The organism is Acidovorax sp., assembly GCF_034519795.1.
In the GTDB taxonomy this organism is placed as follows: Bacteria; Pseudomonadota; Gammaproteobacteria; order Burkholderiales; family Burkholderiaceae_C; genus Acidovorax.
The window spans coordinates 36,607-58,731 of the sequence record NZ_JAXHOB010000026.1; the positions used below are offsets into that span (position 1 = coordinate 36,607).

Sequence of the window (22,125 nt, forward strand, 5' to 3'; positions counted from 1 at the left end):
GAACCCCCATGACCGATAGCACCGCTTCCACCACGAGCACGGCGCGGCCGCCCCTGCACATCAAGATGGACGAGCGCGACAACGTCGCCATCGTCGCCAACGACGGGGGGCTGCCCGCGGGCACCGTATTCCCCTCGGGCCTGACCCTGGTGGACAAGGTGCCGCAGGCGCACAAGGTGGCGCTGGTGGACATTGCCGAAGGTGGCGAGGTGCGCCGCTACAACGTGCCCATCGGCTATGCGCTCAAACCAATCCCCGCAGGCAGCTGGGTGCACGAGCGCCTGCTGCGCATGCCCGAGGCGCGCGAGCTCGAAGGCCTGCCCATCGCCACGGTCAAGCCCGAGCCGCAGCCGCCCCTCACGGGCTATACCTTCGAGGGTTACCGCAACCCCGATGGCTCGGTGGGCACGCGCAACATCCTGGCCATCACGCAGACCGTGCAGTGCGTGGCCGGCGTGACCGACTTTGCCGTGCAGCGCATCAAGGCCGAGCTGCTGCCGCGCTTTCCGAACGTGGACGACGTGGTGGCGCTAGAGCACACCTACGGCTGCGGCGTGGCCATCGACGCGCCCGACGCGGTGATCCCCATCCGCACGCTGCGCAATATCTCGCTCAACCCCAACTTCGGTGGCGAGGTGATGGTGGTGAGCCTGGGCTGCGAGAAGCTGCAGCCCGAGCGTCTGCTGCCGCCCGGCAGCATTCCCCTGGTGGACGAGCGCAACGTGGCCGACACGGGCACGAGCGCCGAAACGCCGCTCGATGTGGTGTGCCTGCAGGACGATGCGCACGTGGGCTTCATGTCCATGGTCGATTCGATCCTGCGCCAGGCCGAGCTGCACCTGGAGCGCCTGAACGCGCGCCGGCGCGAGACCGTGCCCGCCAGCGAACTGGTGGTGGGCGTGCAGTGCGGTGGCAGCGACGCGTTCTCGGGCGTCACGGCCAACCCGGCCGTGGGTTACTGCACCGACCTGCTGGTGCGCGCGGGCGCCACGGTGATGTTCTCGGAAACGACCGAGGTGCGCGACGGCATCGACCAGCTCACCTCGCGTGCCTCCACCCCCGAGGTGGCCGAGGCCATGATCCGCGAGATGGCCTGGTACGACGCCTACCTGCAGCGCGGCCGCGTGGACCGCAGCGCCAACACCACGCCGGGCAACAAGAAGGGCGGCCTGTCCAACATTGTGGAGAAGGCCATGGGCTCCATCGTCAAGTCGGGCAGCTCGCCCATTTCGGGCGTCATCGCCCCGGGTGAGAAGCTCAAGCAGCGCGGCCTGATCTACGCGGCCACTCCCGCCAGCGATTTCATCTGCGGCACCTTGCAGTTGGCTGCGGGCATGAACCTGCATGTGTTCACCACCGGCCGTGGCACGCCCTACGGCCTGGCCCAGGTGCCGGTCATCAAGGTGGCCACGCGCGACGACCTGGCGCGCCGCTGGCACGACCTGATGGACATCAACGCCGGAACGATTGCCACCGGCGAGAAGACGATTGCCGACGTGGGCTGGGAGATGTTCCAGCTGATGCTCGACGTGGCCAGCGGCCGCAAGAAGACCTGGGCCGAGCAGTGGAAGCTGCACAACGCGCTGGTGTTGTTCAACCCGGCACCGGTGACCTGAAGGCCTTGCCTCACACTATCGTTTTTGTTCCCACCAGGAGTCCTCGCGTGTCCTCTCTCCCCGCCCAGAAAGTCGCTCTCGTCACCGGCGCTGGCAGCGGCATCGGCCGTGCCGTTGCCCTGCAACTCGCCAAGGATGGTTTCCATGTCGTGGCCACCGGCCGCCGTACCGAATTGCTCGATGCCCTGGTGGCCGAGGTGCAGGCTGCGGGCGGCAAGGCCCTGGCCGTCACCTCCGACGTGCGCGACCCCGCGAGCGTGGATGCGCTGTTTCAGACCGTCGAGAAGGAATGCGGCCGCCTGGATGTGCTGTTCAACAACGCCGGCATCGGCGCGCCTGCCGTGCCCATGGACGAGCTGCCGGTGGAGAAGTGGCTGGACGTGGTGAACACCAACATCACCGGCGTCTTCCTGTGCGCGCGGGCGGCCTTCGGTCTCATGCGCCGCCAGTCGCCGCAGGGCGGGCGCATCATCAACAACGGCTCGATCTCGGCCCACACGCCGCGGCCCTTCAGCAGCCCCTACACGGCCAGCAAGCATGCCGTGCTGGGCCTCACCAAGTGCCTGGCACTCGACGGGCGGGCCTACAACATCGTCGGCTGCCAGATCGACATCGGCAATGCGCTCACCGACCTGGCCGCCCGCATGGGCAAGGGCGAAGGCGTGCGCCAGGCCAACGGCACCATGTCCACCGAGCCGCTGATGGACGTCAAGCATGTGGCCGAGGCCGTGAGCTACATGGCCGGCCTGCCGCTCTCCGCCAATGTGCTCAACATGACGGTCATGGCATCGAACATGCCCTTTGCCGGAAGAGGCTGAGCCTTTATTCGGTAGCCGGCTTGGTCTTCGATGCCGCCTTGGCCTTGCTCTGGGCCAGGGCGCGGCTTTCCTTCTTGAGCCCGGTCGACACCGGGCACACGCTCTGCATGAAGCCCGTGAGGGTGTGGGCCAGGTTGTCGCGCTGCAGGCTGTAGAAGACGAACTGGCCGCGCTTTTCCGAGGTGACGAGGCCAGCGTTCTCCAGCACCTTGAGGTGCTGCGAGAGCGAGGGCTTGCTCATCTCGAAGCGCGTGGCGATCTCGCCCGCCGACAGCTCGGTCTCGGACAGGTAGGCCAGGATCTTGCGCCGGGGGGTGGACGCAAGCGCTTCGAAGATTTTTTCCATCGGCACATTCTAGCGAAATGGTCTCGTGATTTATTTAATTAAATATTTAGGTATTTAACTAAATATTGACATGATGGATGCCAAGGAGCACGACCATGAGCGACCCCGCAAACCGCACCGCCACCGTCTACTACAACAGTGCCTGCCCCGTGTGCGATGCCGGCATCTGCGCCATGCGGGAGCGGCTGGCAAGCGATGGGGGTGTGCAGTGGGTGGACGTGCACCAGCACCCCGAGGTGCTCGATGAACTGGGCCTGGACCTCGAAGCCGTGCGCGAGCGCCTGCACGTGGCCGACGGGCAGGGGCGCATGCAGGTGGGCGCCGATGCCCTGGCCGCCGCCCTGCGGCGCGTGCCGCGCTGGGGCTGGCTGGCCGCACCGCTGCGCTGCGCTGGTGGGGCGTGCGCCGCATCGCCGATGCTTTCTACAACGCCTTTGCCCGGCGGCTCTACCGTTGGAACCGAGCCCGGGGCCATTGGTAAGCCAGTCGATCTTCCCCACTTCCAAAGGAGCAACACCATGGTCCACACCAATTTCGACGCCGCCGAGCTCGCCAAATTCCAGCAACTGACCGACCGCTGGTGGGATCCCGAGTCGGAATTCCGTCCGCTGCACGAGATCAACCCACTGCGCCTGAAGTGGATCGACGATGCGGTCCCGCTCGCCGGCAAGCGGGTGCTCGACGTGGGCTGCGGCGGCGGCATCCTGGCCGAGTCCATGGCCCGGCGCGGGGCGGATGTGCTGGGCATCGACCTGGCGGACAAGCCCCTCAAGGTGGCCACGGTGCATGCCCGCAAGACCGGCGCCAGCAGCGTGGCCTACCGTGCCATCTCGGCCGAGGAACTGGCGGCAGAGCAGCCAGGCAGCTTCGACGTGGTGACCTGCATGGAGATGCTGGAGCACGTGCCCGACCCGCGCCTGGTGATCGAGGCCTGTGCGCGGCTGGTCAAGCCCGGTGGCTGGGTGTTCTTTTCCACGATCAACCGCACGCCGTTTGCGTGGCTGATCGCGGTGTTCGGCGCCGAGCGGGTGCTGCGCCTGCTGCCGGTGGGCACGCACGACTGGCGCAAGCTCATCCGCCCGCACGAGCTGGTGGCCGATGCGAAGGCGGCAGGCCTCACGCTCCAGGACTCGCGCGGGCTGGGCTACAACCCCTTCACCCGGGCCTTCAGGCTGCACCGCGCGCTGCGCGTGGGCTACCTGCTGGCGACGAAGAAGGGGGAAGGTGGAACGGCGTCAGTTCGCAACGGCCTGCAGTGCCTGCTGCACATCGGCTGCCTGCTGCGGGCGCACCAGGCGCTCCACTTCCTTGCCATCCTTGAGGAAGACCAGGGTGGGCCAGAGCTTCACGCCGAAGGTGCGCCCCAGGCGCTGACCAGGGCCGTCCTCGACCTTGACGTGGGCCACATCGGCACGGTCCTTCAAGGCCCCTTCGATCAGGGGCTGGGCGCGCTGGCAATGGCCGCACCAGGGCGTGCTGAACTCGACGACGGTGGCACCGGCCAACTGGTCCACGTCGTCGCGCGAAGGGGGTTGCACAAGGTGTTTGGCGGTGTAAGGCATGGTGTATCTCGTTCGAATGGGGGGTGTTCAGTACAGCGTAGACCGTGCTGCCGCAGGCGGTCGGCAGTCCACGCCGCACCTGCGTGTCAGATCACGCCGTCAAAGACCATGACGTCTACCGGTTCACCGACGGCCACGTCACCCTGGCCATGGTGCAGCACGATGAGGCCGTTGGCCTGCACCATGGAGCTGAGCACGCCCGAGCCCTGGTTGCCCGTGGTGCAGACCTGCAGGCTGCCGTCGGGGGCAGTGCTCACGGTGCCGCGCTGGAATTCGGTGCGGCCGGGCTTCTTGCGCAGGGCCTCGGTGCTGATGGCGCGCATGAGGGGGGCGGGGGCATGGGTGCTGCCCATCATGCGCAGCAGGGCGGGGCGCACAAAGGCCAGGAAGGTGACCATCACCGCCACGGGGTTGCCGGGCAGGCCGAACAGCACGGCGCTGCGGCCATCGGGCGCATCACTGGCCAAACGCCCGACGGCCATGGGGCGGCCCGGGCGCATGGCGATGCGCCAGAAGGCCACATCGCCCAGTTGTTTCATCATGGTGCGCGTGTGGTCGGCCTCGCCCACGCTCACGCCGCCGCTGGTGATGATGGCATCGGCCTGCTGCGCCGCCTGGCGAAAGGCCGCCTCCAGCAGGGCGGGCTCGTCGCGCACCACACCGAGGTCGATCACCTCCACGCCCAGGCGGGTGAGCAGACCGAACACGGTGTAGCGGTTGCTGTCGTACACCGCGCCTTCGCGCGGGGCCTCGCCCAGGCTCAGGATCTCGTCGCCGGTGGAAAAATAGGCCACGCGCAGGCGGCGGTGCACCGTGACGGTGGGCAGGCCCAGGCTGGCCACCAGGCCCAGCGCGGCCGGCGTGAGCAGTTCGCCCTGCGCGAGCGCAACGCTGCCTTGCATCAGGTCCTCGCCCTTGAAGCGGCGGTTGTCGCCCGTGCGCAGCACGTCGGCGGCGATGGTGATGCGGCCGTCCGCCCCGGTGGTGGTGAATTCCTGCGGCACCACGGTGTCCAGCCCCGCCGGCATGATGGCCCCGGTCATGATCTTCACGCATTCGCCTGCGGCCACGGTGCCCGCCCAGGCCTTGCCGGCCAGGGCCGTGCCCACGGGCCGCAGCGTGAGCGGCTGGCCCGGCACCAGCTGGGCGCCGGCCAGCGCGTAGCCGTCCATGGCCGAATTGTCGTGCGGCGGCACGCTCACGGGCGAGACGACATCGCTGGCCAGCACGCGGCCCAGCGCATCGAAGAGGGGCAGGGTCTCGGTGCCCTGCACCGGCTGCACCAGGCGCGCGAGAAAGGCGTTGGCATCGGCAACGCTCAGGGCCTTGGGGTCGTAGCCCTGCAGTTCGGCGGCAATCTGGGCAAGGGTCTTCATGGGCGGTCGGATGGTGTGCCGGCCTCCAGCGCGTGCAGCTCGGCCAGGGTGTTGGCGTTGAAGAAGGCCTGCGGGTCGTCGCCCGGGGCGTTGAAGGGCACGATGGCGCAGGCATGCTGGCCGGTCCACGCATCGATCTTGCGGCCGCCGGCCTGGGTGAAGGCCACCAGGCTCTCCAGCAGGTCCACGCGCAGCAGGCAGAACACGGGCTGGGGGCGCACCGCCACCTGGCCGCTGCCGTCGTCTTCGGGGGCGGCAGCCATGGCGATGTCGGCACCCGCTTCGTCGGCCGCTGCGGCCAGGCGGGCGGCCAGGTCCAGCGGGAACAGGGGGGTGTCGCAGGGCACGGTGAGCATCCACGGGGTTTCGCAGCGCTCCAGCCCGGTCAGGAAGCCGGCCAGCGGGCCGGCATAGTCGGCCAGCGCGTCGGGCCAGACCGGGGCGCCAAACGATTCGTAGGCTGCCAGGTTGCGGTTGGCGTTGACCATGGAGGCCCCGGTCTGCATCTGCAGCCGCATCAGCGTGTGCAGCGCCAGCGGCATGCCGCGAAAGCCCTGCAGGCCCTTGTCGACCCCACCCATGCGGGAGCCGCGGCCCCCGGCCAGCACGAGGCCGGTGATGTCCTGGATCTCGATCATTGGAAGGTGTTGCCGCGTTGAAGAAAAAAATGAAAGGGCAGCCGTGGCTGCGCCGTCAGCCGCCGATGTAGCTCATCTCCACCCGGCGCGGCCCTGGCGTGGCATCCGCAGGCAGGCTGCTGCGCAGCTCGGAGTAGCGGTCGCTGCGGCCCTGCCAGATGGGCGCGATGGCCGAGGCGATGGTCTCGTCGCTCGCGCCGCCGCGCAGCAAGCTGCGCAGGTCATGGCCCTGGGTGGCGAAGAGGCACAGGTACAGCTGGCCTTCGGTGGACAGGCGGGCGCGGTTGCAGTCGTGGCAGAAGGCCTGGGTCACGCTGCTGATCACGCCGACCTCGCCCAGGGCCGGGTCGTGCCGGCCGCTGGCGTCGGCATAGCCCCAGCGCTCGGCGGTCTCGCCCGGGCTGGCGGGATCGAGCGGCACCAGCGGCAGGTGGGCGCGCAGGCGCTCGATGAGTTCGGCCGAGGGCAGCACCTCGTCCATGCGCCAGCCGTTGGTGGCGCCCACATCCATGTACTCGATGAAGCGCAGCGTGGTCCCCGTGCCGCGAAAATGCCGCGCCATGGGCAGGATCTCGTGGTCGTTGGTGCCGCGCTTGACCACCATGTTGACCTTGATGTGCGACAGGCCTGCCGCATGCGCGGCCTCGATGCCCGCCAGCACGTCGGCCACCGGAAAATCCACATCGTTCATGCGCCGGAACACCGTGTCGTCCAGGCCGTCGAGGCTCACGGTCACGCGGTTCAGGCCGGCGTCCTTGAGCGCCTGCGCCTTGCGCACCAGCAGCGATCCGTTGGTGGTGAGCGTGAGGTCGGGGGCGGTGCCGTCCACCGTGCGCAACGCGGCCAGTTGTTCCACCAGGGCTTCCAGGTTCTTGCGCAGCAAGGGCTCGCCCCCTGTGAGGCGGATCTTGCGCACGCCATGGGCGAGAAAGAGCTTGGCCAGCCGCGTGATCTCCTCGAAGCTGAGCAGCGCACTGTGCGGCAGGTAGGGGTAGTCCTTGTCGAACACCTCCTTGGGCATGCAGTAGCTGCAGCGGAAGTTGCAGCGGTCCGTCACGCTGATGCGCAGGTCGCGCAAGGGGCGACCGCGCGTGTCCACCAGATGGCCCGTGGGCGCCTGGCTATGCAGCGGCACCACCGCCCGGAGGGCGGCGCTGCGCTGGTCCACCAGGGGGATCACACGTTCGGCCATGGGGGCATTTTGCCGCAGTTGCGGCATTGGGGATGCGGCCTCCCAACTTGCCCTTATGGGGGCTTAGACGCAGCGGCCGCCGTCTACCTCTATGCACACGCCATTGATGAACGAAGCCTCGTCGCTCGCCAGGTAGAGCGCGGCGTTGGCCACGTCGAGTGCGGTGGAAAAACGCCCCAGCGGGATGGTGGCCAGGAATTTGGCGCGGCGCGCGTCGTCCACCGGGCCGCCTGCGAACTCGGCAGCCAGGCCGGTGTCGGGGTTGAACACGGGGTTGATGCAGTTCACGCGGATGTTGTCGGGGCCGAGCTCGGCCGCCATGGACTTGCTGGTGATGATCACGGCGCCCTTGGAGCCGTTGTACCAGGTCAGGCCCGGGCGCGGGCGCAGGCCGGCGGTGGAGGCGATGTTGATGATGCTGCCACCGCCCACCTTGCGCAGCGCCGGCACGGCGTGGATGGCCGAGAGGTAGATGCTCTTCATGTTGATGGCATAGACCTTGTCGAACTCTTCCTCGCTCACCTCCAGCATGGGGCGGTTGCGGTGCGTCCAGCCGGCGTTGTTGACCATCACGTCGAGCTGGCCATACAGGCGCACGGCCTCATCCACCAGGGCCTTGACCTGGGCGGAGTTCGTCACGTCGGCCTTGAAGAAGGCGGCCGTGCCGCCGGCCGCGGTGATCTCGGCCACCACGCGCTGGCCGCCGGCTTCGTTGATGTCGTTGACGATGAGCTTGGCGCCCTCGGCCGCCAGGCGCTTGGCGATGCCCTCGCCAATGCCGTTGCCGGCGCCGGTGACGATGACGGACTTGTTCTGTGCACGCATGGGGTGTCTCCCTGTCTTTGGAAAAAAAGTATGGCGGTAAAAAGCGCTGGGCCGGCCGTGGTCAGCGCTCGTCGGGCGATGCCGTCGTCTCGGGCTTGCTGAGCGCGATGGGCACGCGGCCGTAGAACTGCGGAAAGTGCTCCTTCACGCCGTTGCCGTCGAAGGCCCAGCCGGTGCACTGGTTCAGGTGGCGCGGCGGGTCGCCATTGGCGGGCGGCGCGAACACGGCAGTGACGGACTGGAAGGCGGCGGTGGCCAGGTTGAACAGCAGCTCGCGCAGGTGGGTGCAACTGGCCACGCCGCCCAGGTGCTTCTGGATGGCCTGGCGCCAGCCGCGGGTCATGCTGCAGCCCACCATCTGCTGCAGCGCGGCCTGGGCCAGCGGGCAGTCCTTGAGCGGGTGGGCGTCCATGGCCACGTCGATGGCCTGCACCACGAGCTGGCGGTCCACCGTGACGCGCAGCAGCATGTGGTGGATGGGCTCGCCCGCGCGGCGCATGCCCTCGCCACGGTGCACGGGGGCGTCGTAGGCCTTGCTGTCGTGCAGCTCGCCTTCGATGTCCCACAGGCCGTCGTCGCGTTCATAGCCCTGGTAGGTCACGCGCCGGACATGCCGGGCGGTGCGGGGGGCGGGGGGGCTCAGGGGCATGGAAAGAGGTCTTGCGCAAATCGGTGCCCGCCAGGTCGGCGAGCGCTGCAATCAACCGTGCTTGATCGCCACGGTCTTGAGGGTGGTGAAGCCGTACAGCGCCTCGAAGCCCTTTTCGCGCCCGTAGCCGCTGGACTTCACGCCGCCGAAGGGCAGCTCCACGCCGCCGCCGGCGCCGTAGTTGTTGATGAACACCTGGCCGCTGTGCACGCGCTTGGCCATGCGGAACTGGCGCGAGCCATCGCGCGTCCAGATGCCGGCCACCAGGCCGAACTGCGTGGCATTGGCCAGCTCCACCGCATGGTCCTCGTCCTGGAAGGCCATGGCCGACAGCACGGGGCCGAAGACTTCTTCCTGTGCCAGGCGGTGCTGCACCGGCACGTCGCGCAGCAGCGTGGGGGCCTGGTAGAAGCCGCCTTCGGGCGACTCGTCCACCACCACGCCCTGGGCCACCATGGGGATGCCGGCCACCTGCGCGTCGGACAGAAAGTCCCACACCCGCTGCTGCTGGGTCTGGCGGATCAGCGGGCCCACATCCAGGTCCATGGCCGCAGGGCCTACGCGCAGGCCTTCAAAGGCCTTGCCCAGGCGGGCGAGCAGCGGTTCGTAGATCAGCGAGTCGATCAGCACGCGCGAGCCGGCGCTGCAGGTCTGGCCCGCGTTCTGCACGATGGCGTTGATCACCACGGGCACGGCGGCATCCAGGTCGGCATCGGCAAAGATGATCTGCGGGCTCTTGCCACCGAGCTCCAGCGTCACCGGGCAGTGGCGCTCGGCCGCCACCTGCTGGATCAGCGTGCCGATCTTGGGGCTGCCGGTGAAGCTGATGTGGTCGATGCCCGGGTGGCGCGCCAGCGCGTCGCCCACCTCGTGGCCGTAGCCGGTGACGATGTTCAAGGCCCCCGAGGGGAAGCCCACCTCGGCCGCCAGTTGCGCCACGCGGATCAGCGACAGGCAGGCGTCCTCGGCCGGCTTGACCACGCAGACGTTGCCGGCGGCCAGGGCGCCGCCCACGCTGCGGCCGAAGATCTGCATCGGGTAGTTCCAGGGGATCACATGGCCGGTCACGCCATGCGGCTCGCGCCAGGTGAGCACGCTGTAGCCGTCCAGGTAGGGCAGGGTCTCGCCGTGCAGCTTGTCGCAGGCACCGGCGTAGAACTCGAAGTAGCGCGCCAGCGCCAGCGTGTCGGCGCGCGCCTGCTTGGTGGGCTTGCCGCAGTCGCGCTGCTCCAGGGCCGTGAGCTCGTCGGCATGCTCAAGCACCTTGGCCGACAGGCGCTGCAGCAGGCGGCCCCGGTCGGCCGGTGCCATGCGCTGCCACACCGCGTTGTAGCACTGGCGCGCCGCATGCACGGCCGCGTCGATGTCGTCGGCGTTGCTGCGCTGGATTTCGTCGAAGGGCTGGCCGTCCGACGGGTCGATCACGGCAATGGTGCGGCCCGACGAGGAAGGAACCGAGGCGTTGGCGATGTAGTTCAGTTGCATGGCAGCATTTTGCCCGGAAATACAAAGTGTTCTTAGTATTTTGCTCCCCAACGCACTTGGGTGATAACCCGCATGCGCCGGGTGCTATTGATTCAGTAGCAGGTGGCGCGCAGGGCCGCCAGGTCCAGGATCTCCACCTCGCCGCGGTGCACGCGCACCAGGGCGCGGCCCTCCAGCTCCTTGAGGATCTGGTTGGTGGTCTGGCGCGAAATGGCCAGCATCAGCGACAGCTGCTCCTGCGAAATGCCGATCACCCGGCGCGACTGGCCCTCGGCCGTCCACTGGCCATAGCCCTCGGCCATCATCACCAGGCGGCGCGCCAGGCGCTGGCCGGCGGGCAGCAGGGCCAGCTCTTCCATGGCCACGAAGGCGGTGCGCAGCTTGTCGGTGAGCAACAGGGCCAGTGCATGCCAGTGCTGGGGATGGCCGGTGAGCCAGGCCTGCAGCGGCTCGTGCGGTATCTGCAGCAGGGTGCTGGCCTCGGCCGCATGGGCATCGTGCGTGCGGGCCGAGTTGTCGAACACCGAGATCTCGCCGAACCAGTGCGGCGGCTCCAGCCGCGTGAGCAGGGCGGCGCGCGCCTCGTCGGCCCGCCCACCGGTGCCCGAGATGCTGATGGCGCCGCGCACCACGGCATACAGCCCGCAGGGCGCATCGCCGCGCAGGAAGAGCACCTCGCCCGGCGCCAGCTGGCGCAGGTGGGCCATGCCCAGCAGCGGCTGGGCGAAGTCGGGCGGCAGGTGGGCGAACCAGCGGCCGGTCTGGAGCACGGGAAGGTAGGCGGCGGGGTCGGTCATGCAGTCAGGGAAGGCTGGGTTTGTGTCGGCTCCCCGACAGACGGGGGGCGGGCGCCGCACGAGTATGGATGCTGCTCACAACAACAACCAGGAGACACCCATGAAAACCCTGATCGACCACCTGGCCCAGTATGCGGAGTACCACCGCGATCCGCGCAACATCCACACCCATTTCGTGGGCGTGCCGATGATCATGTTCGCCGTGGTGATCCTGCTCTCGCGTCCCACCTGGCTGCTGGGCGGGGTGCCCGTGGGGCCGGCCCTGGTGGCGGCCATCGCGGCCAGTGTCTTCTACTTCCGGCTCGATTCGCGCTTCGGCCTGGTGATGGCCACCTTGCTGGCCGCCATGCTGGCCGGCGGCCAGTGGCTGGCGGTGCAAAGCACCATGCTGTGGCTGGCCACGGGCCTGGGCCTGTTCGCCGTGGGCTGGGTGATCCAGTTCGTGGGCCACTACTACGAGGGCCGCAAGCCCGCCTTCGTGGACGACCTCACGGGTCTGATCATAGGACCGCTGTTCGTGGTGGCCGAGCTGGGCTTTCTGATGGGCCTGCGCAAGGACGTGCAGCACGCCATCGAGCAGCGCAGCGGGCCGGTGCGCCTGCGCACGGGGCCGGCTGCCACAGCCTGAGCTTCGGCTCCTCGCCTTTTCATCGTCTTTCGGCCCACGGCACCGCATGGCGGTGGCGTGGGCTTTGCCACAGGAGCGCGGCCAGCCCCTGGCCGCGGTTGCGCACCATGAGTTTCATTTCCATCCTGCCCACGCTGCTGTTCGTTGCGCTGGGCCTCGTCATGTTCGGCCTGGGCCTGTCGCTCACCGTGGCGGACTTCCGGCGCCTGCTGCAGCACCCGCGCGCCGTGGTGCTGGCCCTGGTGCTGCAGGCGCTGGTGCTGCCGGCAGCCTGCTACGGCCTTATCGTGCTGCTGGGCGTGCCGCCGCTCTATGCCGTGGGGCTGATGCTGCTGGCAGCATCGCCGGGCGGCGTGTCGGCCAACCTGTTCAGCCATCTGTTCGGCGGCAACGTGGCGATGAACATCTCGCTCACCGCCATCAACACGCTGCTGTCCATCGTGAGCCTGCCGCTCATCACCAACTGGGCCATCGCCACCTTTGCGAAGACGGGCCAGGTGGTGCCGCTGCAGTTCGGCAAGGTGCTGGAGGTGATCGTGATCGTCCTCATCCCCGTGGTGGTGGGCATGTGGGTGCACCGGCGCGCACCGGCCTTCAGCGCGCGCATGGAAAAGCCCATGAAGATCTTCAGCGCCGTGGTACTCGCGGCCTTCGCGCTGATCGCCATTGCCAAGGAATGGGCGGCACTGTCGGCCTCGTTTGCCGACATCGGCCCGGCCGTGCTGCTGTTCAATGCCCTGAGCCTGTGTGCGGGCTATTTTCTGCCGCGCGCCCTGGGCATGGACAAGTCCATGGCCACGGCCATCGGCTTCGAGATCGGCATCCACAACTCCACACTGGCGATCTTCATCGCGCTGTCGGTGCTGAACAACTTCCAGCTCGCGCTGCCGGCGGCCATCTACTCGGTCAGCATGTACATCATGGCGCCGCTGTTCGGCATGCTGGTGCTGAGGAGGCCAAGGCGGAACGCCACGGGCTCATAGCCTGCTTTCCACGCTGTTGCGCATGGCGGCCTGCGCCACGGCGTCCAGGGCGACATCCACCACGGGCTGCTGGCTGAGCACCTGCAGGCTGCCTTGCTGGATGCACCGGTCGAGCAGCCGCAGGGTCATCGACTGGGTACGCCCGGACGCATTGGTGAAGAGGAAGAAGGTGCCCTGCGAGCCGACCCAGGACAGCTGGGTGCGCTCCCACTGGCCGGCCACCAGCAGGTTCACCCAACTGCCGACAGCCAGTGCAGGCCGGGTGGGTCCATCCACCGGGGTGGGCTCGGGCGGGGGCTCCAGGGTCCCGGGCTGGGAAGGCTGCAAGTCGTCCATGAAGCCCGAATCCTGGGCTTCCGATGGCGCAAGCCACGGCTCCTCGTCCATGAGCGGGCTTGCCTGTTCCGCAGGCTCCGTTTCGGCGGGCGAAGCGGCAGGCTTGGGCCCGCCCTGGAAGGCTTGCTGGTGCAATTGCATCAACTGCTCGAAGACGGCTTCGGTCCTGTCAGCGGGGTAGTCGATCAATGCGAGGCCTTCGCGCAGGCGAGGCAGCAGTTGGGGGATCAGGCGCGCGAGTTCACCGGTGTTCGTGCGGGTCAGTTCGGGCTGCGCGCTCCAGACCAGTGCGCCCACCAGCTCCTGGTAGCGGCCCGGGTCGGCACTGCCGGTGCTGTCGGTCAGGCGCGCCTGGGCCATGACCTGGGCCCAGGGGCCGAGCAGGAAGTGGGTAATCTCGCCGGGAATGCTGACGATCTGCGGCAGCAACCGGATCTCGCCGGACAACCTGGCCGCCAGCAGGTGGCGCTGCTCCGCATGCTGCAGCGCCTCGATGGCGCGCTGGCGCTCCTGTTCGCGCGCCTGCTCGCTGTCGGCCCATTGCGCATGCAACTGCTGGCGGACCTGCTCGAAATCGTCGGCCCCTTCGATGGTGGCCGTGGCCAGCGGGCCGGCAATGTCCATGAGGGAGCGCATGAAGCGCTTGAAGCCCGGCGCCTCGGGCCCGTTGAAGGCCATGGCGTGGTCGGTGATGTCCTGCAGCAGGCGGCGCGCAGGGTGCTCCTTGTTGCTGAAGAACCGGGGGTCGGCCAGCGCCAGCTGCATCAGGGCGGGCTCCAGGGCACGCACGAACTGGTGCACGGGCCACGGCAGCCGGCTGTCGCGCGCGATGTTGTCCACCATCAGCGCGACCACCTCCATGCCCAGTGCGTCTCCCAGCCCCGCGGCGCGCCTCTGCCCTGGGCCGTCGCCCGGCTGGGCGCGCTGGCTGCCCAGGCGCTCCATCATCTGGCCGACCTGGTTCATCTCCTGCAGCGCCTCGAAGGCGGCGGGCACGGTCATGGCGAAATCCGTGGCGGGCGGGTCGATCTGGGGAAGCTGGGCGGGGCTCTCGAACTCGCGTGCAAAACGTTCGGCGAACGGTTCATTGTCCGGCGCGGCCGCCGGGTCCTGCGCCGGCGCGGGCTGCTCGCTGAACTCGCCGAGCAGCAGGCGCCGCAGCCGGTCGAGCGTGAGCAGCGGGTCCCCGGAGCCTGCCGGTACCGGCATGTCCGTTTCGGCGCCGAAGCCGGGAGAGGTTTCGCCATTGCTTGGGGCAACGTACACATACTGGCCGTCGGCCTGGCGCATGGCGTAGCCCACGGGCTGCACGCCGCCTTGCTTGAGCAGCTCGATCTGCGCCAGGTAGAGCCCCTTGAGCTCGGTGCCCAGCGCTTTGGCCATGTGCGCCATCCAGTCGTTGCGCACCTGCGCGGTGGCCTGCATTTGCGACACCACGGCCTGCAGTGCCTGCAGGAAGACTTCGGGGCGCAGGGGGTTGTGTTCGGGCTGCACCCTTTGCAGCCCCTGGGCTGCGCACACCAGTGCGTCGAGGTCGGCCAGCGGCCCTTCCACTGCCGTGGCCAGGACCTGCTTGGCGCGGGCGCGCTCGACGCTTTCGGTGATCTGCGACTCGTCCATCAGTTCGAGCTCGTCGAAATGGATGCTGAACAGGGAGCGCGAGGGCTTTTCCTCTGCCTGCGCCGCAGTCTGCTGTTCGAGCGCCTTGCGCAGCGCGCCAGGGTAGCGCTCGCCCATCACCGAGGTGAGCCGCATCAGCTGCTGCTGCGCTTCAAGCATTCCCTGGTGCTCGCCCGGCGTACGGGCCTGGTCCTGGCGCAGTTGCAGGGACATGCGCGTGGCCTCGGCAACGCGCTCCATCAACTGCCTGGCGTCCGCCAGCACGCTCTGGACGATGCGCTGGTAGTGCGAGGCGTTGCCATCGCGGGGAGCAGGGGCAGGCGGTGCGGGGTGTTTCAAGGCCATCTTCTCTGGGAGTACCGGAATGCCTGTGATGGTACGCGGGGTTGCAGCCCGGGTGATGAAGTTCCTCAGGCAGATGGGCCGGGTACTGGCCGGGGCCTTGTCCAAGCCAGCAGCGACACCGTGCACCCTGCAGACAGCGCCACCAGCGCACACAGCTGGGGCAAGGCCGCCGCGAGGGGCGCGCCCAGCTGGTTCAGGCGCAGCGAGGCCTGCACGCCCGCGGTGCTGGGCAGCAGCCAGCGCAGCCATTGCAGCGGCTCGGGCAGCGCCTCCACGGGCCAGGAGAAGCCGGCCACGAAGGCGATCGGCAAGGTGGTGAACAGCAGCACCTGCAGTGCGCGCTCGCGGTTGCCCACCCACAGGCCGATCAGCGCGCCCAGGGCCGCGATGGCGGGCACATAGCAGGCCAGCAGCGCCAGCGCACCCAGCGGGTTGCCGCCGCGCGGGTAGTCGTGCAGCAGGAAGATCCAGCCGAAGTAGAACAGGCCACTGATCCAGCCCAGCGTGCACAGCGCCAGCAGCCGGCCCAGCCAGGTACGGGTGCGCGCCCGGTGCTGGCCGGCCTCCACCCAGGTGCCGGTGAGCAGGGCCGCGCCCATGAGCAGCGTCTGCTGCAGGATCAGCAGGGCCACGGCGGGCACGACGAAGCTGCCGTAGCCTTCGGTGGGGTTGAACAGCGCCACCATCTGCAGCTGCACCGGGTTGCGGCTGGCCGCTGCCTGCTGCGCGCTCTGGCCCGCGGCCTGCAGCTTGCGGATCTCGATGCCGGCGGACACGGTGCCCACGGCCTCGGCAAAGCCGTACTGCACGGCCTTGTTGAGCAGCGCATAAGCGCCGTTGCCCTCCACGCGGACCAGGGCCTCCTCGCCGCGCACCACGCTGCGCTTGAGGTGGGCGGGTATCAACGCATAGCCTTCCACCTCGCCGCGCCACAGTGCCTCCTGTGCCTCGCGCTCGCTGGCGGTCACCAGGCGCACCTCGATGCGTGGGTCAGCCTCGGCAAAGCGCGTGATCTGGCGCGACAGGCTGCTGCGGTCCATGTCGACCACGGCCACAGGCACGCGGGTCAGCACCTCGTCGGCATAGAACCAGGGGTAGAAGAAGCCGTAGAGCACGGGCGCGGCCACGAGCAGCAGCAGCACGCCCTTGTCGCGGCCGATGGTGGCCAGGGCCTGGAGCCAGGCGCTCCAGAGGGTCGAGGGCCCGTCAGAGGTTTCGTGCCGTTGGTCCATCACCGTCCTCCCCAGCTCTCCGGCTTGTTGCGTGCCAGCTGCAAGGCCAGCGTGCAGATCGCCAGCAGCACGGCGGTGGCCGCCATCAGCGCGACCACGGTGGAGACACTGGAGCGCAGCGGCGCGCCCATCTGCAACTGCTCGATCTGCAGGCGGATGTAGTGCGTGTAGGGCATGGCCTCGGCCCAGGCGCGCGCGCTGGCCGGCATGCCCGCCAGCGGAAAGGCCACGCCGCTGAACGCAAACGCGGGTGCCGCGAAGAAGCCGGTGCCCGACAGCGCCGTGCGCAGCGAGCGCGTGCTGCCTGCCAGCGCCGCACCGGCGGCCAGCGACACGGCCATCAGCAGCGCCAGCCCGGCCGCCACCCAGGCCAGGTTGCCCGGCGGGTGCCAGCCGCGCCCCCAGGTGATGCCCGCCAGCGCCAGAAGTGCCACCAGCGTCAGCGAGGCCCAGGGCAGGGCGAGCTTGCCCACCAGGGCCGCACCCGTGCGCAGCACACTACCGCCCGCGCCCAGCCATTCGCCCAGCGTGCGGTCGCGCAGTTCGCGGCCCACGGCCCAGGCGCCGGCCGTCATGGCCAGGATGTGCAGCAGCGCCGGGATCAGCGCCGCGCCCAAAAACTGTTCGTAGTTGGTGGACACGTTGAACAGCGCCACGAGTTGTGTGTGGATGGGCTCCATGCCCACGCGCGCGGCTTGGGCCGGCTCGCCGCGCTGGTTGCGCGCGGCCATCTCGATGCCGGCCGACAGCGTGCCCACCACAGCGCGCACATCGCGTTGCAGCACGCCCGAATGCGTGCCCAGCTGCGCGTTGTGCAGCAGCGTGACCTGGGCCGTGCGGCCCTCCTTCACGGTGCGTGCGAAGTCGCGCGGAATGGTGACGACGGCATACACCTCCACGCTGCGCAGGGCTCGCTCGGCCTCGGCCGTGTTGGCGTAGTGCTGCACCACCTGCAGGCCGGGTGTGGCGTCGAGCATGCGCACCACCTGGCGCGACAGCGCCGAGTGGTCGCCGTCCAGCACGCCCACGGGCAGGTGGCGCGGCAGGCCGGCCGAGAAGATCCAGCCCATGAGCAGCACGGCCAACAGCGGCACCCAGGTGACCATGGCCAGGTCCCAGGGGCTCTGGAGCAGGCGCTGCGCCTCGCGGCGAAAGCTGTGGGCCAGGGTGCTCATGGTGGGGTGGCGGTCAGGGTGCGGTGGTGGGGCGTTGCGAGCCGGCTCATTGCACCAGCACCGTCATGCCAGGGCGGGCGCCTTCGATGGGAGAGGCCGGGCGGGCGCGCACTTCGAAGGTGCGCACGTCGAAGCCCTGGCCGGCGCGCGTGGCGCGCCAGGTGGCGAAGTCGGGCAGGGCGGCCGTGTGGTAGACCTTGAAACGCACGGGCTTGCCGGCGCTACCGAGGGCGGGCAGCGTGGCCTCGAACTCCTGGCTGATGGCAAAGCGCTGCAGGCGGTCTTCGCGCACATTCAGCACCACCCACTGGTCGGCCAGGTCCACCACCGTGACCACGGCCACGCCCTGGGGCGAGAGCTCGCCGCTGCGCGCCAGCACCTTGGCCACTTCGCCGGCCACGGGGCTCTTGAGCTCCGTCTCGGCCTGGGCGGCCTTGACCTCGGCCACCACGCCGGCCACCTGGCGCGCCTGGGCGTTGGCGGCGGACCGGTCCTCGGGCCGGGCACCGGCACGGGCCAGCTCGTACTGGGCCTTCGCGGCCAGGGCCTGGTCGCGCGCGGCCTTGTGGTTGGCCTCGGCCTCGTCGCGCTTTTGTGCGGCCACCAGGCCTTCGCGGGCCAGGCCGTCCACCCGGCGGTAGGAGGACTCGGCCAGGTCGGCCGCCGTCACGGCGCGCTGCCATGCCAGGCGTGCCATCTCCACCTCCTGCGGGCGGGCGCCGTGCGCGGCCTTGTCGGCCACGGCCTGGGCCGCTTCCTGCGCGGCGGTGGCTTGCGCCAGCTTGGCCTGCACCTCGGGGCTGTCCATGCGGATCAGCGGGGCGCCCACGGCGATCTGGTCGCCTTCCTTGACCAGGATCTGCGCGATGCGCGCCGTTACCTTGGGGGCGATGTCGGCCTCGCGGGCTTCCATTTGGCCCTGGAACACCTCGGGGGCCGGCTGGGAGGCCTTCCACAGGCCGAAACCGACGAAACCGCCCACGGCCACCAGGGCCAGGGCGCCCAGCACCGCAGCCTTCTTGCTGCCCTTGCCACTGCTGTTTGCGTTGTTCTTGTTGGTATCGCTCATGTTCATTCCACCTTCACATCGGCACGTGCCATGTATTTGCCAAATTCATCGGACAGGCCGCAGCTTTCGAGCAGCTCGGCCAGGGCCTTCACGTAGTCGTGGGCGGCCTGGGCCTGTTCGGTCTGTGCCTTGGCCTGGTTGACCTGGGCGTCGATCAGGTCCAGCGTGGTGCTGGTACCTGCGCGCAGGCCCGAGGTGCGCAGGCGCAGCACCTCGTCGGCCACCTCCAGCCCGGGCTGCAGCCCGAAATAGGCGCGCCGCGCCTGCTCCAGCGCCTGCCAGCGCTTTTCCACCAGCAGGGCGATGTCGTTCTGCGCCTGGGCACCGCTGCGCTCGGCCTGTTCGATCTGGCGCGAGGACGAGGCGGCCAGCGCATCGCGGTCGATGGAGTCCCACAGCGTGAAGCGCACACCGATGCCGGCCACCCAGTCGGCGTCGCGGCCGCTCTTGAGCTGGCGCTGGCCGAAGGCGAACACCTGCGGCTTGCGCAAAGCCTCCTGCGCCGCATGCAGTTGCTCGGCCTGGCCCTTCCTGGCGGCCACCTTGGCCAGGCCCGGGTGGCGCTGCAGGGCGGCATCGACGAAATGGGGCAGGGGCTCCACCGGCTGGCCGAGCACGAAGAGCGGGCTGGTGGGCGTTACGCGCTCGGTGGCCTTCACTGTGCGGGTCAGGGCGGTGGCGGCCAGGTCGGCGTCGTCGCGGGCCTTGCGTGCGTTTCGGCGCGCCTCCTCCAGCGCAGCACGGGCCTGCAGGCGCTCCACGCGGGCGATCACGCCGGCGTCCAGCATCTTCTGCGCGGCGGCATCGTGCTGCTCGATGGTGGCCAGCGCCGATTCACGCAGCCGGGCCGCCTGCTCGGCGAGCTGGGCGCCGAAATAGCGCTGCACCAGCACCGTGGTGACCTCGTGGCCGGTCTTGTCGGCATCGGCCTGCGCCTCGGCGGCCTGTGCCTCCACCAGGCCGCGCGCGGCGTCACCGGCACCGCCCATGTACAGCGGCCAGATGCCCGAGACCGAGGTGCTGGTATCGGTCTTGTGGCGGTTCAGCGTGTAGCTGGCCGGCAGGTGCGGCAACTGGGCCAGCGAGCCTGCCAGCTGCGGTGGCAACTGCTGCAGCACGCCGGGCAGGGCCTGGTTCACGGGGTTGAGGTCCAGGTCCAGGTTGGCGTTGTAGGCGTACGCGGCACCGCTGAGCGAGACCACCGGGCCGCCCAGGCGCGCCAGGGCCTGGCGGCGCAGCTGGGCGCTTTCCACCGCGTTGCGCGATGCGGCGAGCTGGTCGGAGCGTGCCGTGAGCTGCTCCAGTGCGGCCTGGAAGGCCATGGACTCAGCCTGGGCCGGAAGCTGCATGGCGAGTGCGGCCAGCAGGGCGGCGGCCTGCAGTGAAGAAATACGCAGGCAAGGGCGGGGCTGGCCGGCCGCCGCGTGCGGCCGGTGGACGGGGCTCTGGGTCATGGTGGGAGGGGTTAGCGCGCGCCTACGGGGGTATAGGCATCGCGGTGGTCGGCCAGCCAGCGCTCGGAGAGGTCGCTGCCCTGCTGGCTGGGGTGGAAGTCGCGCCGCAGGTATGCGCGCCAGGGGCGCCAGGTCTCACGCACCAGGCCGCCCTGGCCGAACAGGGTACGTGCCGCGCTGGCCCAGGTGCGCCACTGCCATAGCGTGCCGTCGCGGCGCAGGTTGCCCACGGTCTGGCGCAGCACGTCGCCCAGGAAGACCAGGGTGATGCGCCGGAACCAGGTGATGCGCCAGGCATGGTCGCCATCCAGCGCCTGGTAGATGTCGAAGGCCGTGCTCTTGTGCTCGGCCTCTTCGGCGCAGTGCCACTGCCACATCGTGGCCAGGCGGGGATCGGCCCCGGCCAGGACTTCTGGATGGGCCAGCAGCCACTCGGCCAGCAGGGCGGTGAAGTGCTCATTGGCCGCAGTCACCGCCAGCGGATGGCGTGGGTCGGCGCCCTCGAAGAGCTTCATGCGCTCGGCCGCGCGCGGGGCCCAGGTGTTGACCAGGCCCTGCGTGTCGAGGTGGCCGTTGAACAGCGCGTGGATGCGCCGGTGCGTGGCCTCCTGCCCGATGAAGCCGCGCACCTCGTCGGCGTACTGCGCCTGCCGGTCGGCGGGCAGGGCCTTGTGGCCATTGCGCACCGCGTCGATGAAAAACTGCTCGCCCACGGGGAAGCTCATGGACAGCGCATTGAAGAGCGCCGTGCGAAAGGCATCGCCGCCGCACCAGTGGCGCGCAAAAGGCGCTTCCAGGTCGATGAGCAGACGGCGGACGACGAGTTCGGTCATGGCGGGCTCCAAGGTGTGAAAAGATATGGTACTGCTTGGTACCAAGTGCATATGATGCGAGCCGGGTGTGGTACTGTCAAGTACCTTTTTCGATCTTTCCCGGGACCTTACGCCACCATGCCCGAATCTTCGACCACCGCCAGCCCGTCCCCCGTGCACCGCTCCCGCCTGCTGGAGGGCATGGCGCGCGCCGTGGCCGCGCGCGGCTATGCCGACACCACCATCGCCGATATCGTGCGCGAGGCCAGCGTCTCGCGCCGCACCTTCTACGAGAACTTCGCCGACAAGGCCGAATGCCTGATCGCGCTGTACGAGGTCGCCAGCGGCAACGCCATCACGGTGCTGCGCAACGCCATCGACCCGCACAGCGACTGGCAGGCCCAGGTGGAGCAGGCCATGGGCGCCTACTTCGGCGTGCTCGAGCGCAACCCGGTGCTGCTGCGCACGCTGTTCGTGGAGATGCTGGGCCTGGGCGCGCCGGGCCTGGCAGCACGCCGCCGCGCCAACCAGCAACTGGCCGACCTGATGCTCGACGTGGTGAACAACCGCCCGGGCGAGCGCCTGCGCAAGGCCCCGCTCCAGCCCATGATGGCCATGGCCGTGGTGGGCGGCATCAACGAGATGGTGCTGCAGTCCATCGAGCAGGGCGGCGCGGGCGACCTGCAGGAATTGGTGGAGCCCGCCGCGATGCTGCTGCGCGCGGCGATCTCGGCGGAGTTCTGACTCAGCCTCTCAGATCTCGTTCGCTATTTCGATCAGGTTCTCGTCCGGATCGTAGATGTAGACCGAGCGCAGCCGGTGCCGCGCACCGGTGGCACCCACGGGCCCCTGCACCACGGCCACGCCTTCGGCGGCCAGGTGCAGCAGCACTTCGTCGAGCGGCGTGTGCGTGAGAAAGCACAGGTCGCCCGAGCCCGCCGTGGCATGGCGCACGTTCGGGTCCACCACCGTGCCCACCTCGTGCAGGTTGATCTTCTGGTCGCCGAAATGCAGGGCGTAGCGCCCCGGCTTGAACTCGCGCGCCACCATGCCCAGCACGCGCTCGTAGAAGGAAATGGTGGCCGGGATGCTGGCGACGGTCAGGACCACATGGTCCAGCGATTGCACGGTGATGGGCATGGCAAAGGGGGCGAGGGCGGTCTCAAA

Annotated in this window: 21 protein-coding genes and 2 pseudogenes; 7 read left to right on the forward strand and 16 right to left on the reverse strand. The window is 69.2% G+C overall.

Features of this window, described 5'->3' with window-relative positions:
• The first annotated feature begins 8 nt into the window (after positions 1 to 8).
• Positions 9 to 1,616 carry a galactarate dehydratase gene (gene garD, locus U5N23_RS27280; RefSeq protein ID WP_322595848.1) on the forward strand — a complete coding sequence of 536 codons (1,608 nt, stop codon included), beginning with the start codon at positions 9 to 11 and terminating at the stop codon, positions 1,614 to 1,616.
• A gap of 47 nt (positions 1,617 to 1,663) precedes the next feature.
• Positions 1,664 to 2,434 carry an SDR family oxidoreductase gene (locus U5N23_RS27285; RefSeq protein ID WP_322595849.1) on the forward strand — a complete coding sequence of 257 codons (771 nt, stop codon included), beginning with the start codon at positions 1,664 to 1,666 and terminating at the stop codon, positions 2,432 to 2,434.
• A gap of 4 nt (positions 2,435 to 2,438) precedes the next feature.
• Here the strand turns inward: U5N23_RS27285 and U5N23_RS27290 are convergent, their stop codons facing one another.
• Complete coding sequence (locus tag U5N23_RS27290; protein ID WP_322595850.1) at positions 2,439 to 2,780, reverse strand: metalloregulator ArsR/SmtB family transcription factor; 342 nt, start codon at positions 2,778 to 2,780, stop codon at positions 2,439 to 2,441.
• 173 nt (positions 2,781 to 2,953) lie between these two features.
• On the opposite strand from U5N23_RS27290, the pseudogene U5N23_RS33195 reads away from it, so the two are divergent.
• Both U5N23_RS33195 and ubiG read left to right on the forward strand, forming a co-directional pair.
• Positions 2,954 to 3,118, forward strand: a pseudogene (locus U5N23_RS33195) (hypothetical protein); the annotation flags it as partial.
• A 180-nt stretch (positions 3,119 to 3,298) separates the two neighbouring features.
• A pseudogene (gene ubiG / locus U5N23_RS27295) lies at positions 3,299 to 3,997 on the forward strand (bifunctional 2-polyprenyl-6-hydroxyphenol methylase/3-demethylubiquinol 3-O-methyltransferase UbiG); the annotation flags it as partial.
• Positions 3,998 to 4,015: 18 nt separating this feature from the next.
• On the opposite strand, the gene U5N23_RS27300 reads toward ubiG, so the two are convergent.
• The 8 genes from U5N23_RS27300 to U5N23_RS27335 all read right to left on the reverse strand — a co-directional run bounded on the left by U5N23_RS27300 (position 4,016) and on the right by U5N23_RS27335 (position 11,304).
• A complete protein-coding gene (locus tag U5N23_RS27300; protein ID WP_322595851.1) occupies positions 4,016 to 4,342 on the reverse strand; it encodes a thioredoxin family protein in 327 nt (108 codons plus the stop codon).
• An 86-nt stretch (positions 4,343 to 4,428) separates the two neighbouring features.
• Positions 4,429 to 5,718: a gephyrin-like molybdotransferase Glp gene (gene glp, locus U5N23_RS27305; RefSeq protein WP_322595852.1), complete on the reverse strand. Its 1,290-nt coding sequence runs from the start codon at positions 5,716 to 5,718 to the stop codon at positions 4,429 to 4,431.
• Entirely contained in the window at positions 5,715 to 6,356 is a 642-nt protein-coding gene (gene mobA, locus U5N23_RS27310; RefSeq protein ID WP_322595853.1) for a molybdenum cofactor guanylyltransferase MobA, read from the reverse strand. The genes glp and mobA overlap by 4 nt, the downstream gene beginning before the upstream one ends.
• Positions 6,357 to 6,411: 55 nt before the next feature.
• Entirely contained in the window at positions 6,412 to 7,548 is a 1,137-nt protein-coding gene (moaA, locus tag U5N23_RS27315) for a GTP 3',8-cyclase MoaA (protein WP_322595854.1), read from the reverse strand.
• Between the two features lie 63 nt (positions 7,549 to 7,611).
• On the reverse strand, positions 7,612 to 8,373 hold the full coding sequence (locus tag U5N23_RS27320; RefSeq protein ID WP_322595855.1) for an SDR family oxidoreductase: 762 nt from the start codon (positions 8,371 to 8,373) through the stop codon (positions 7,612 to 7,614).
• Positions 8,374 to 8,434: 61 nt separating this feature from the next.
• Positions 8,435 to 9,022, reverse strand: coding sequence for a DUF2889 domain-containing protein (locus tag U5N23_RS27325; RefSeq protein WP_322595856.1), 588 nt, complete (start codon positions 9,020 to 9,022; stop codon positions 8,435 to 8,437).
• A gap of 51 nt (positions 9,023 to 9,073) precedes the next feature.
• The gene (locus U5N23_RS27330; RefSeq protein WP_322595857.1) at positions 9,074 to 10,507 is read right to left on the reverse strand and encodes an aldehyde dehydrogenase family protein; all 1,434 of its coding nucleotides are present in this window, start codon (positions 10,505 to 10,507) and stop codon (positions 9,074 to 9,076) included.
• Between the two features lie 92 nt (positions 10,508 to 10,599).
• Positions 10,600 to 11,304 carry a Crp/Fnr family transcriptional regulator gene (locus tag U5N23_RS27335; RefSeq protein WP_322595858.1) on the reverse strand — a complete coding sequence of 235 codons (705 nt, stop codon included), beginning with the start codon at positions 11,302 to 11,304 and terminating at the stop codon, positions 10,600 to 10,602.
• 100 nt (positions 11,305 to 11,404) lie between these two features.
• Between U5N23_RS27335 and U5N23_RS27340 the strand changes: the two genes are divergently transcribed.
• The gene (locus tag U5N23_RS27340; RefSeq protein ID WP_322595859.1) at positions 11,405 to 11,932 is read left to right on the forward strand and encodes a DUF962 domain-containing protein; all 528 of its coding nucleotides are present in this window, start codon (positions 11,405 to 11,407) and stop codon (positions 11,930 to 11,932) included.
• A gap of 107 nt (positions 11,933 to 12,039) precedes the next feature.
• On the forward strand, positions 12,040 to 12,915 hold the full coding sequence (locus U5N23_RS27345) for a bile acid:sodium symporter family protein (protein WP_322595860.1): 876 nt from the start codon (positions 12,040 to 12,042) through the stop codon (positions 12,913 to 12,915).
• On the opposite strand, the gene U5N23_RS27350 is transcribed toward U5N23_RS27345, so the two are convergent.
• The 6 genes from U5N23_RS27350 to U5N23_RS27375 form a co-directional block, all read right to left on the reverse strand.
• Complete coding sequence (locus tag U5N23_RS27350; protein ID WP_322595861.1) at positions 12,910 to 15,216, reverse strand: DUF1631 family protein; 2,307 nt, start codon at positions 15,214 to 15,216, stop codon at positions 12,910 to 12,912. The two genes, U5N23_RS27345 and U5N23_RS27350, sit on opposite strands and share 6 nt — an antisense overlap.
• 65 nt (positions 15,217 to 15,281) lie before the next feature.
• The gene (locus U5N23_RS27355) at positions 15,282 to 16,448 is read right to left on the reverse strand and encodes an ABC transporter permease (protein WP_322595862.1); all 1,167 of its coding nucleotides are present in this window, start codon (positions 16,446 to 16,448) and stop codon (positions 15,282 to 15,284) included.
• Positions 16,448 to 17,623, reverse strand: a complete 1,176-nt coding sequence (locus U5N23_RS27360) for an ABC transporter permease (RefSeq protein WP_322595863.1) — start codon at positions 17,621 to 17,623, stop codon at positions 16,448 to 16,450. Before U5N23_RS27360 ends, U5N23_RS27355 begins: the two co-directional genes overlap by 1 nt.
• Positions 17,624 to 17,669: 46 nt before the next feature.
• Positions 17,670 to 18,692, reverse strand: coding sequence for an HlyD family secretion protein (locus U5N23_RS27365; protein WP_322595864.1), 1,023 nt, complete (start codon positions 18,690 to 18,692; stop codon positions 17,670 to 17,672).
• A 2-nt stretch (positions 18,693 to 18,694) separates the two neighbouring features.
• On the reverse strand, positions 18,695 to 20,146 hold the full coding sequence (locus tag U5N23_RS27370) for a TolC family protein (protein WP_322595865.1): 1,452 nt from the start codon (positions 20,144 to 20,146) through the stop codon (positions 18,695 to 18,697).
• A gap of 11 nt (positions 20,147 to 20,157) precedes the next feature.
• Positions 20,158 to 20,979 (reverse strand): metal-dependent hydrolase, encoded by an 822-nt coding sequence (locus U5N23_RS27375; protein ID WP_322595866.1) that lies wholly within the window; start codon positions 20,977 to 20,979, stop codon positions 20,158 to 20,160.
• A 117-nt stretch (positions 20,980 to 21,096) separates the two neighbouring features.
• On the opposite strand from U5N23_RS27375, the gene U5N23_RS27380 reads away from it, so the two are divergent.
• On the forward strand, positions 21,097 to 21,702 hold the full coding sequence (locus U5N23_RS27380; RefSeq protein ID WP_322595867.1) for a TetR/AcrR family transcriptional regulator: 606 nt from the start codon (positions 21,097 to 21,099) through the stop codon (positions 21,700 to 21,702).
• A gap of 9 nt (positions 21,703 to 21,711) precedes the next feature.
• On the opposite strand, the gene U5N23_RS27385 is transcribed toward U5N23_RS27380, so the two are convergent.
• Positions 21,712 to 22,098, reverse strand: a complete 387-nt coding sequence (locus tag U5N23_RS27385) for a VOC family protein (protein ID WP_322595868.1) — start codon at positions 22,096 to 22,098, stop codon at positions 21,712 to 21,714.
• Positions 22,099 to 22,125 lie beyond the last annotated feature (27 nt).

Coding starts and splice junctions, on each gene's coding strand:
- garD (WP_322595848.1), top strand. CDS start 9: ATGACCGATAGCACCGCTTCCACCACGAGCACGGCGCGGCCGCCCCTG.
- U5N23_RS27290 (WP_322595850.1), bottom strand. CDS start 2,780: ATGGAAAAAATCTTCGAAGCGCTTGCGTCCACCCCCCGGCGCAAGATC.
- U5N23_RS27300 (WP_322595851.1), bottom strand. CDS start 4,342: ATGCCTTACACCGCCAAACACCTTGTGCAACCCCCTTCGCGCGACGAC.
- glp (WP_322595852.1), bottom strand. CDS start 5,718: ATGAAGACCCTTGCCCAGATTGCCGCCGAACTGCAGGGCTACGACCCC.
- mobA (WP_322595853.1), bottom strand. CDS start 6,356: ATGATCGAGATCCAGGACATCACCGGCCTCGTGCTGGCCGGGGGCCGC.
- moaA (WP_322595854.1), bottom strand. CDS start 7,548: ATGGCCGAACGTGTGATCCCCCTGGTGGACCAGCGCAGCGCCGCCCTC.
- U5N23_RS27320 (WP_322595855.1), bottom strand. CDS start 8,373: ATGCGTGCACAGAACAAGTCCGTCATCGTCACCGGCGCCGGCAACGGC.
- U5N23_RS27325 (WP_322595856.1), bottom strand. CDS start 9,022: ATGCCCCTGAGCCCCCCCGCCCCCCGCACCGCCCGGCATGTCCGGCGC.
- U5N23_RS27330 (WP_322595857.1), bottom strand. CDS start 10,507: ATGCAACTGAACTACATCGCCAACGCCTCGGTTCCTTCCTCGTCGGGC.
- U5N23_RS27335 (WP_322595858.1), bottom strand. CDS start 11,304: ATGACCGACCCCGCCGCCTACCTTCCCGTGCTCCAGACCGGCCGCTGG.
- U5N23_RS27340 (WP_322595859.1), top strand. CDS start 11,405: ATGAAAACCCTGATCGACCACCTGGCCCAGTATGCGGAGTACCACCGC.
- U5N23_RS27345 (WP_322595860.1), top strand. CDS start 12,040: ATGAGTTTCATTTCCATCCTGCCCACGCTGCTGTTCGTTGCGCTGGGC.
- U5N23_RS27350 (WP_322595861.1), bottom strand. CDS start 15,216: ATGGCCTTGAAACACCCCGCACCGCCTGCCCCTGCTCCCCGCGATGGC.
- U5N23_RS27355 (WP_322595862.1), bottom strand. CDS start 16,448: ATGGACCAACGGCACGAAACCTCTGACGGGCCCTCGACCCTCTGGAGC.
- U5N23_RS27360 (WP_322595863.1), bottom strand. CDS start 17,623: ATGAGCACCCTGGCCCACAGCTTTCGCCGCGAGGCGCAGCGCCTGCTC.
- U5N23_RS27365 (WP_322595864.1), bottom strand. CDS start 18,692: ATGAGCGATACCAACAAGAACAACGCAAACAGCAGTGGCAAGGGCAGC.
- U5N23_RS27370 (WP_322595865.1), bottom strand. CDS start 20,146: ATGACCCAGAGCCCCGTCCACCGGCCGCACGCGGCGGCCGGCCAGCCC.
- U5N23_RS27375 (WP_322595866.1), bottom strand. CDS start 20,979: ATGACCGAACTCGTCGTCCGCCGTCTGCTCATCGACCTGGAAGCGCCT.
- U5N23_RS27380 (WP_322595867.1), top strand. CDS start 21,097: ATGCCCGAATCTTCGACCACCGCCAGCCCGTCCCCCGTGCACCGCTCC.
- U5N23_RS27385 (WP_322595868.1), bottom strand. CDS start 22,098: ATGCCCATCACCGTGCAATCGCTGGACCATGTGGTCCTGACCGTCGCC.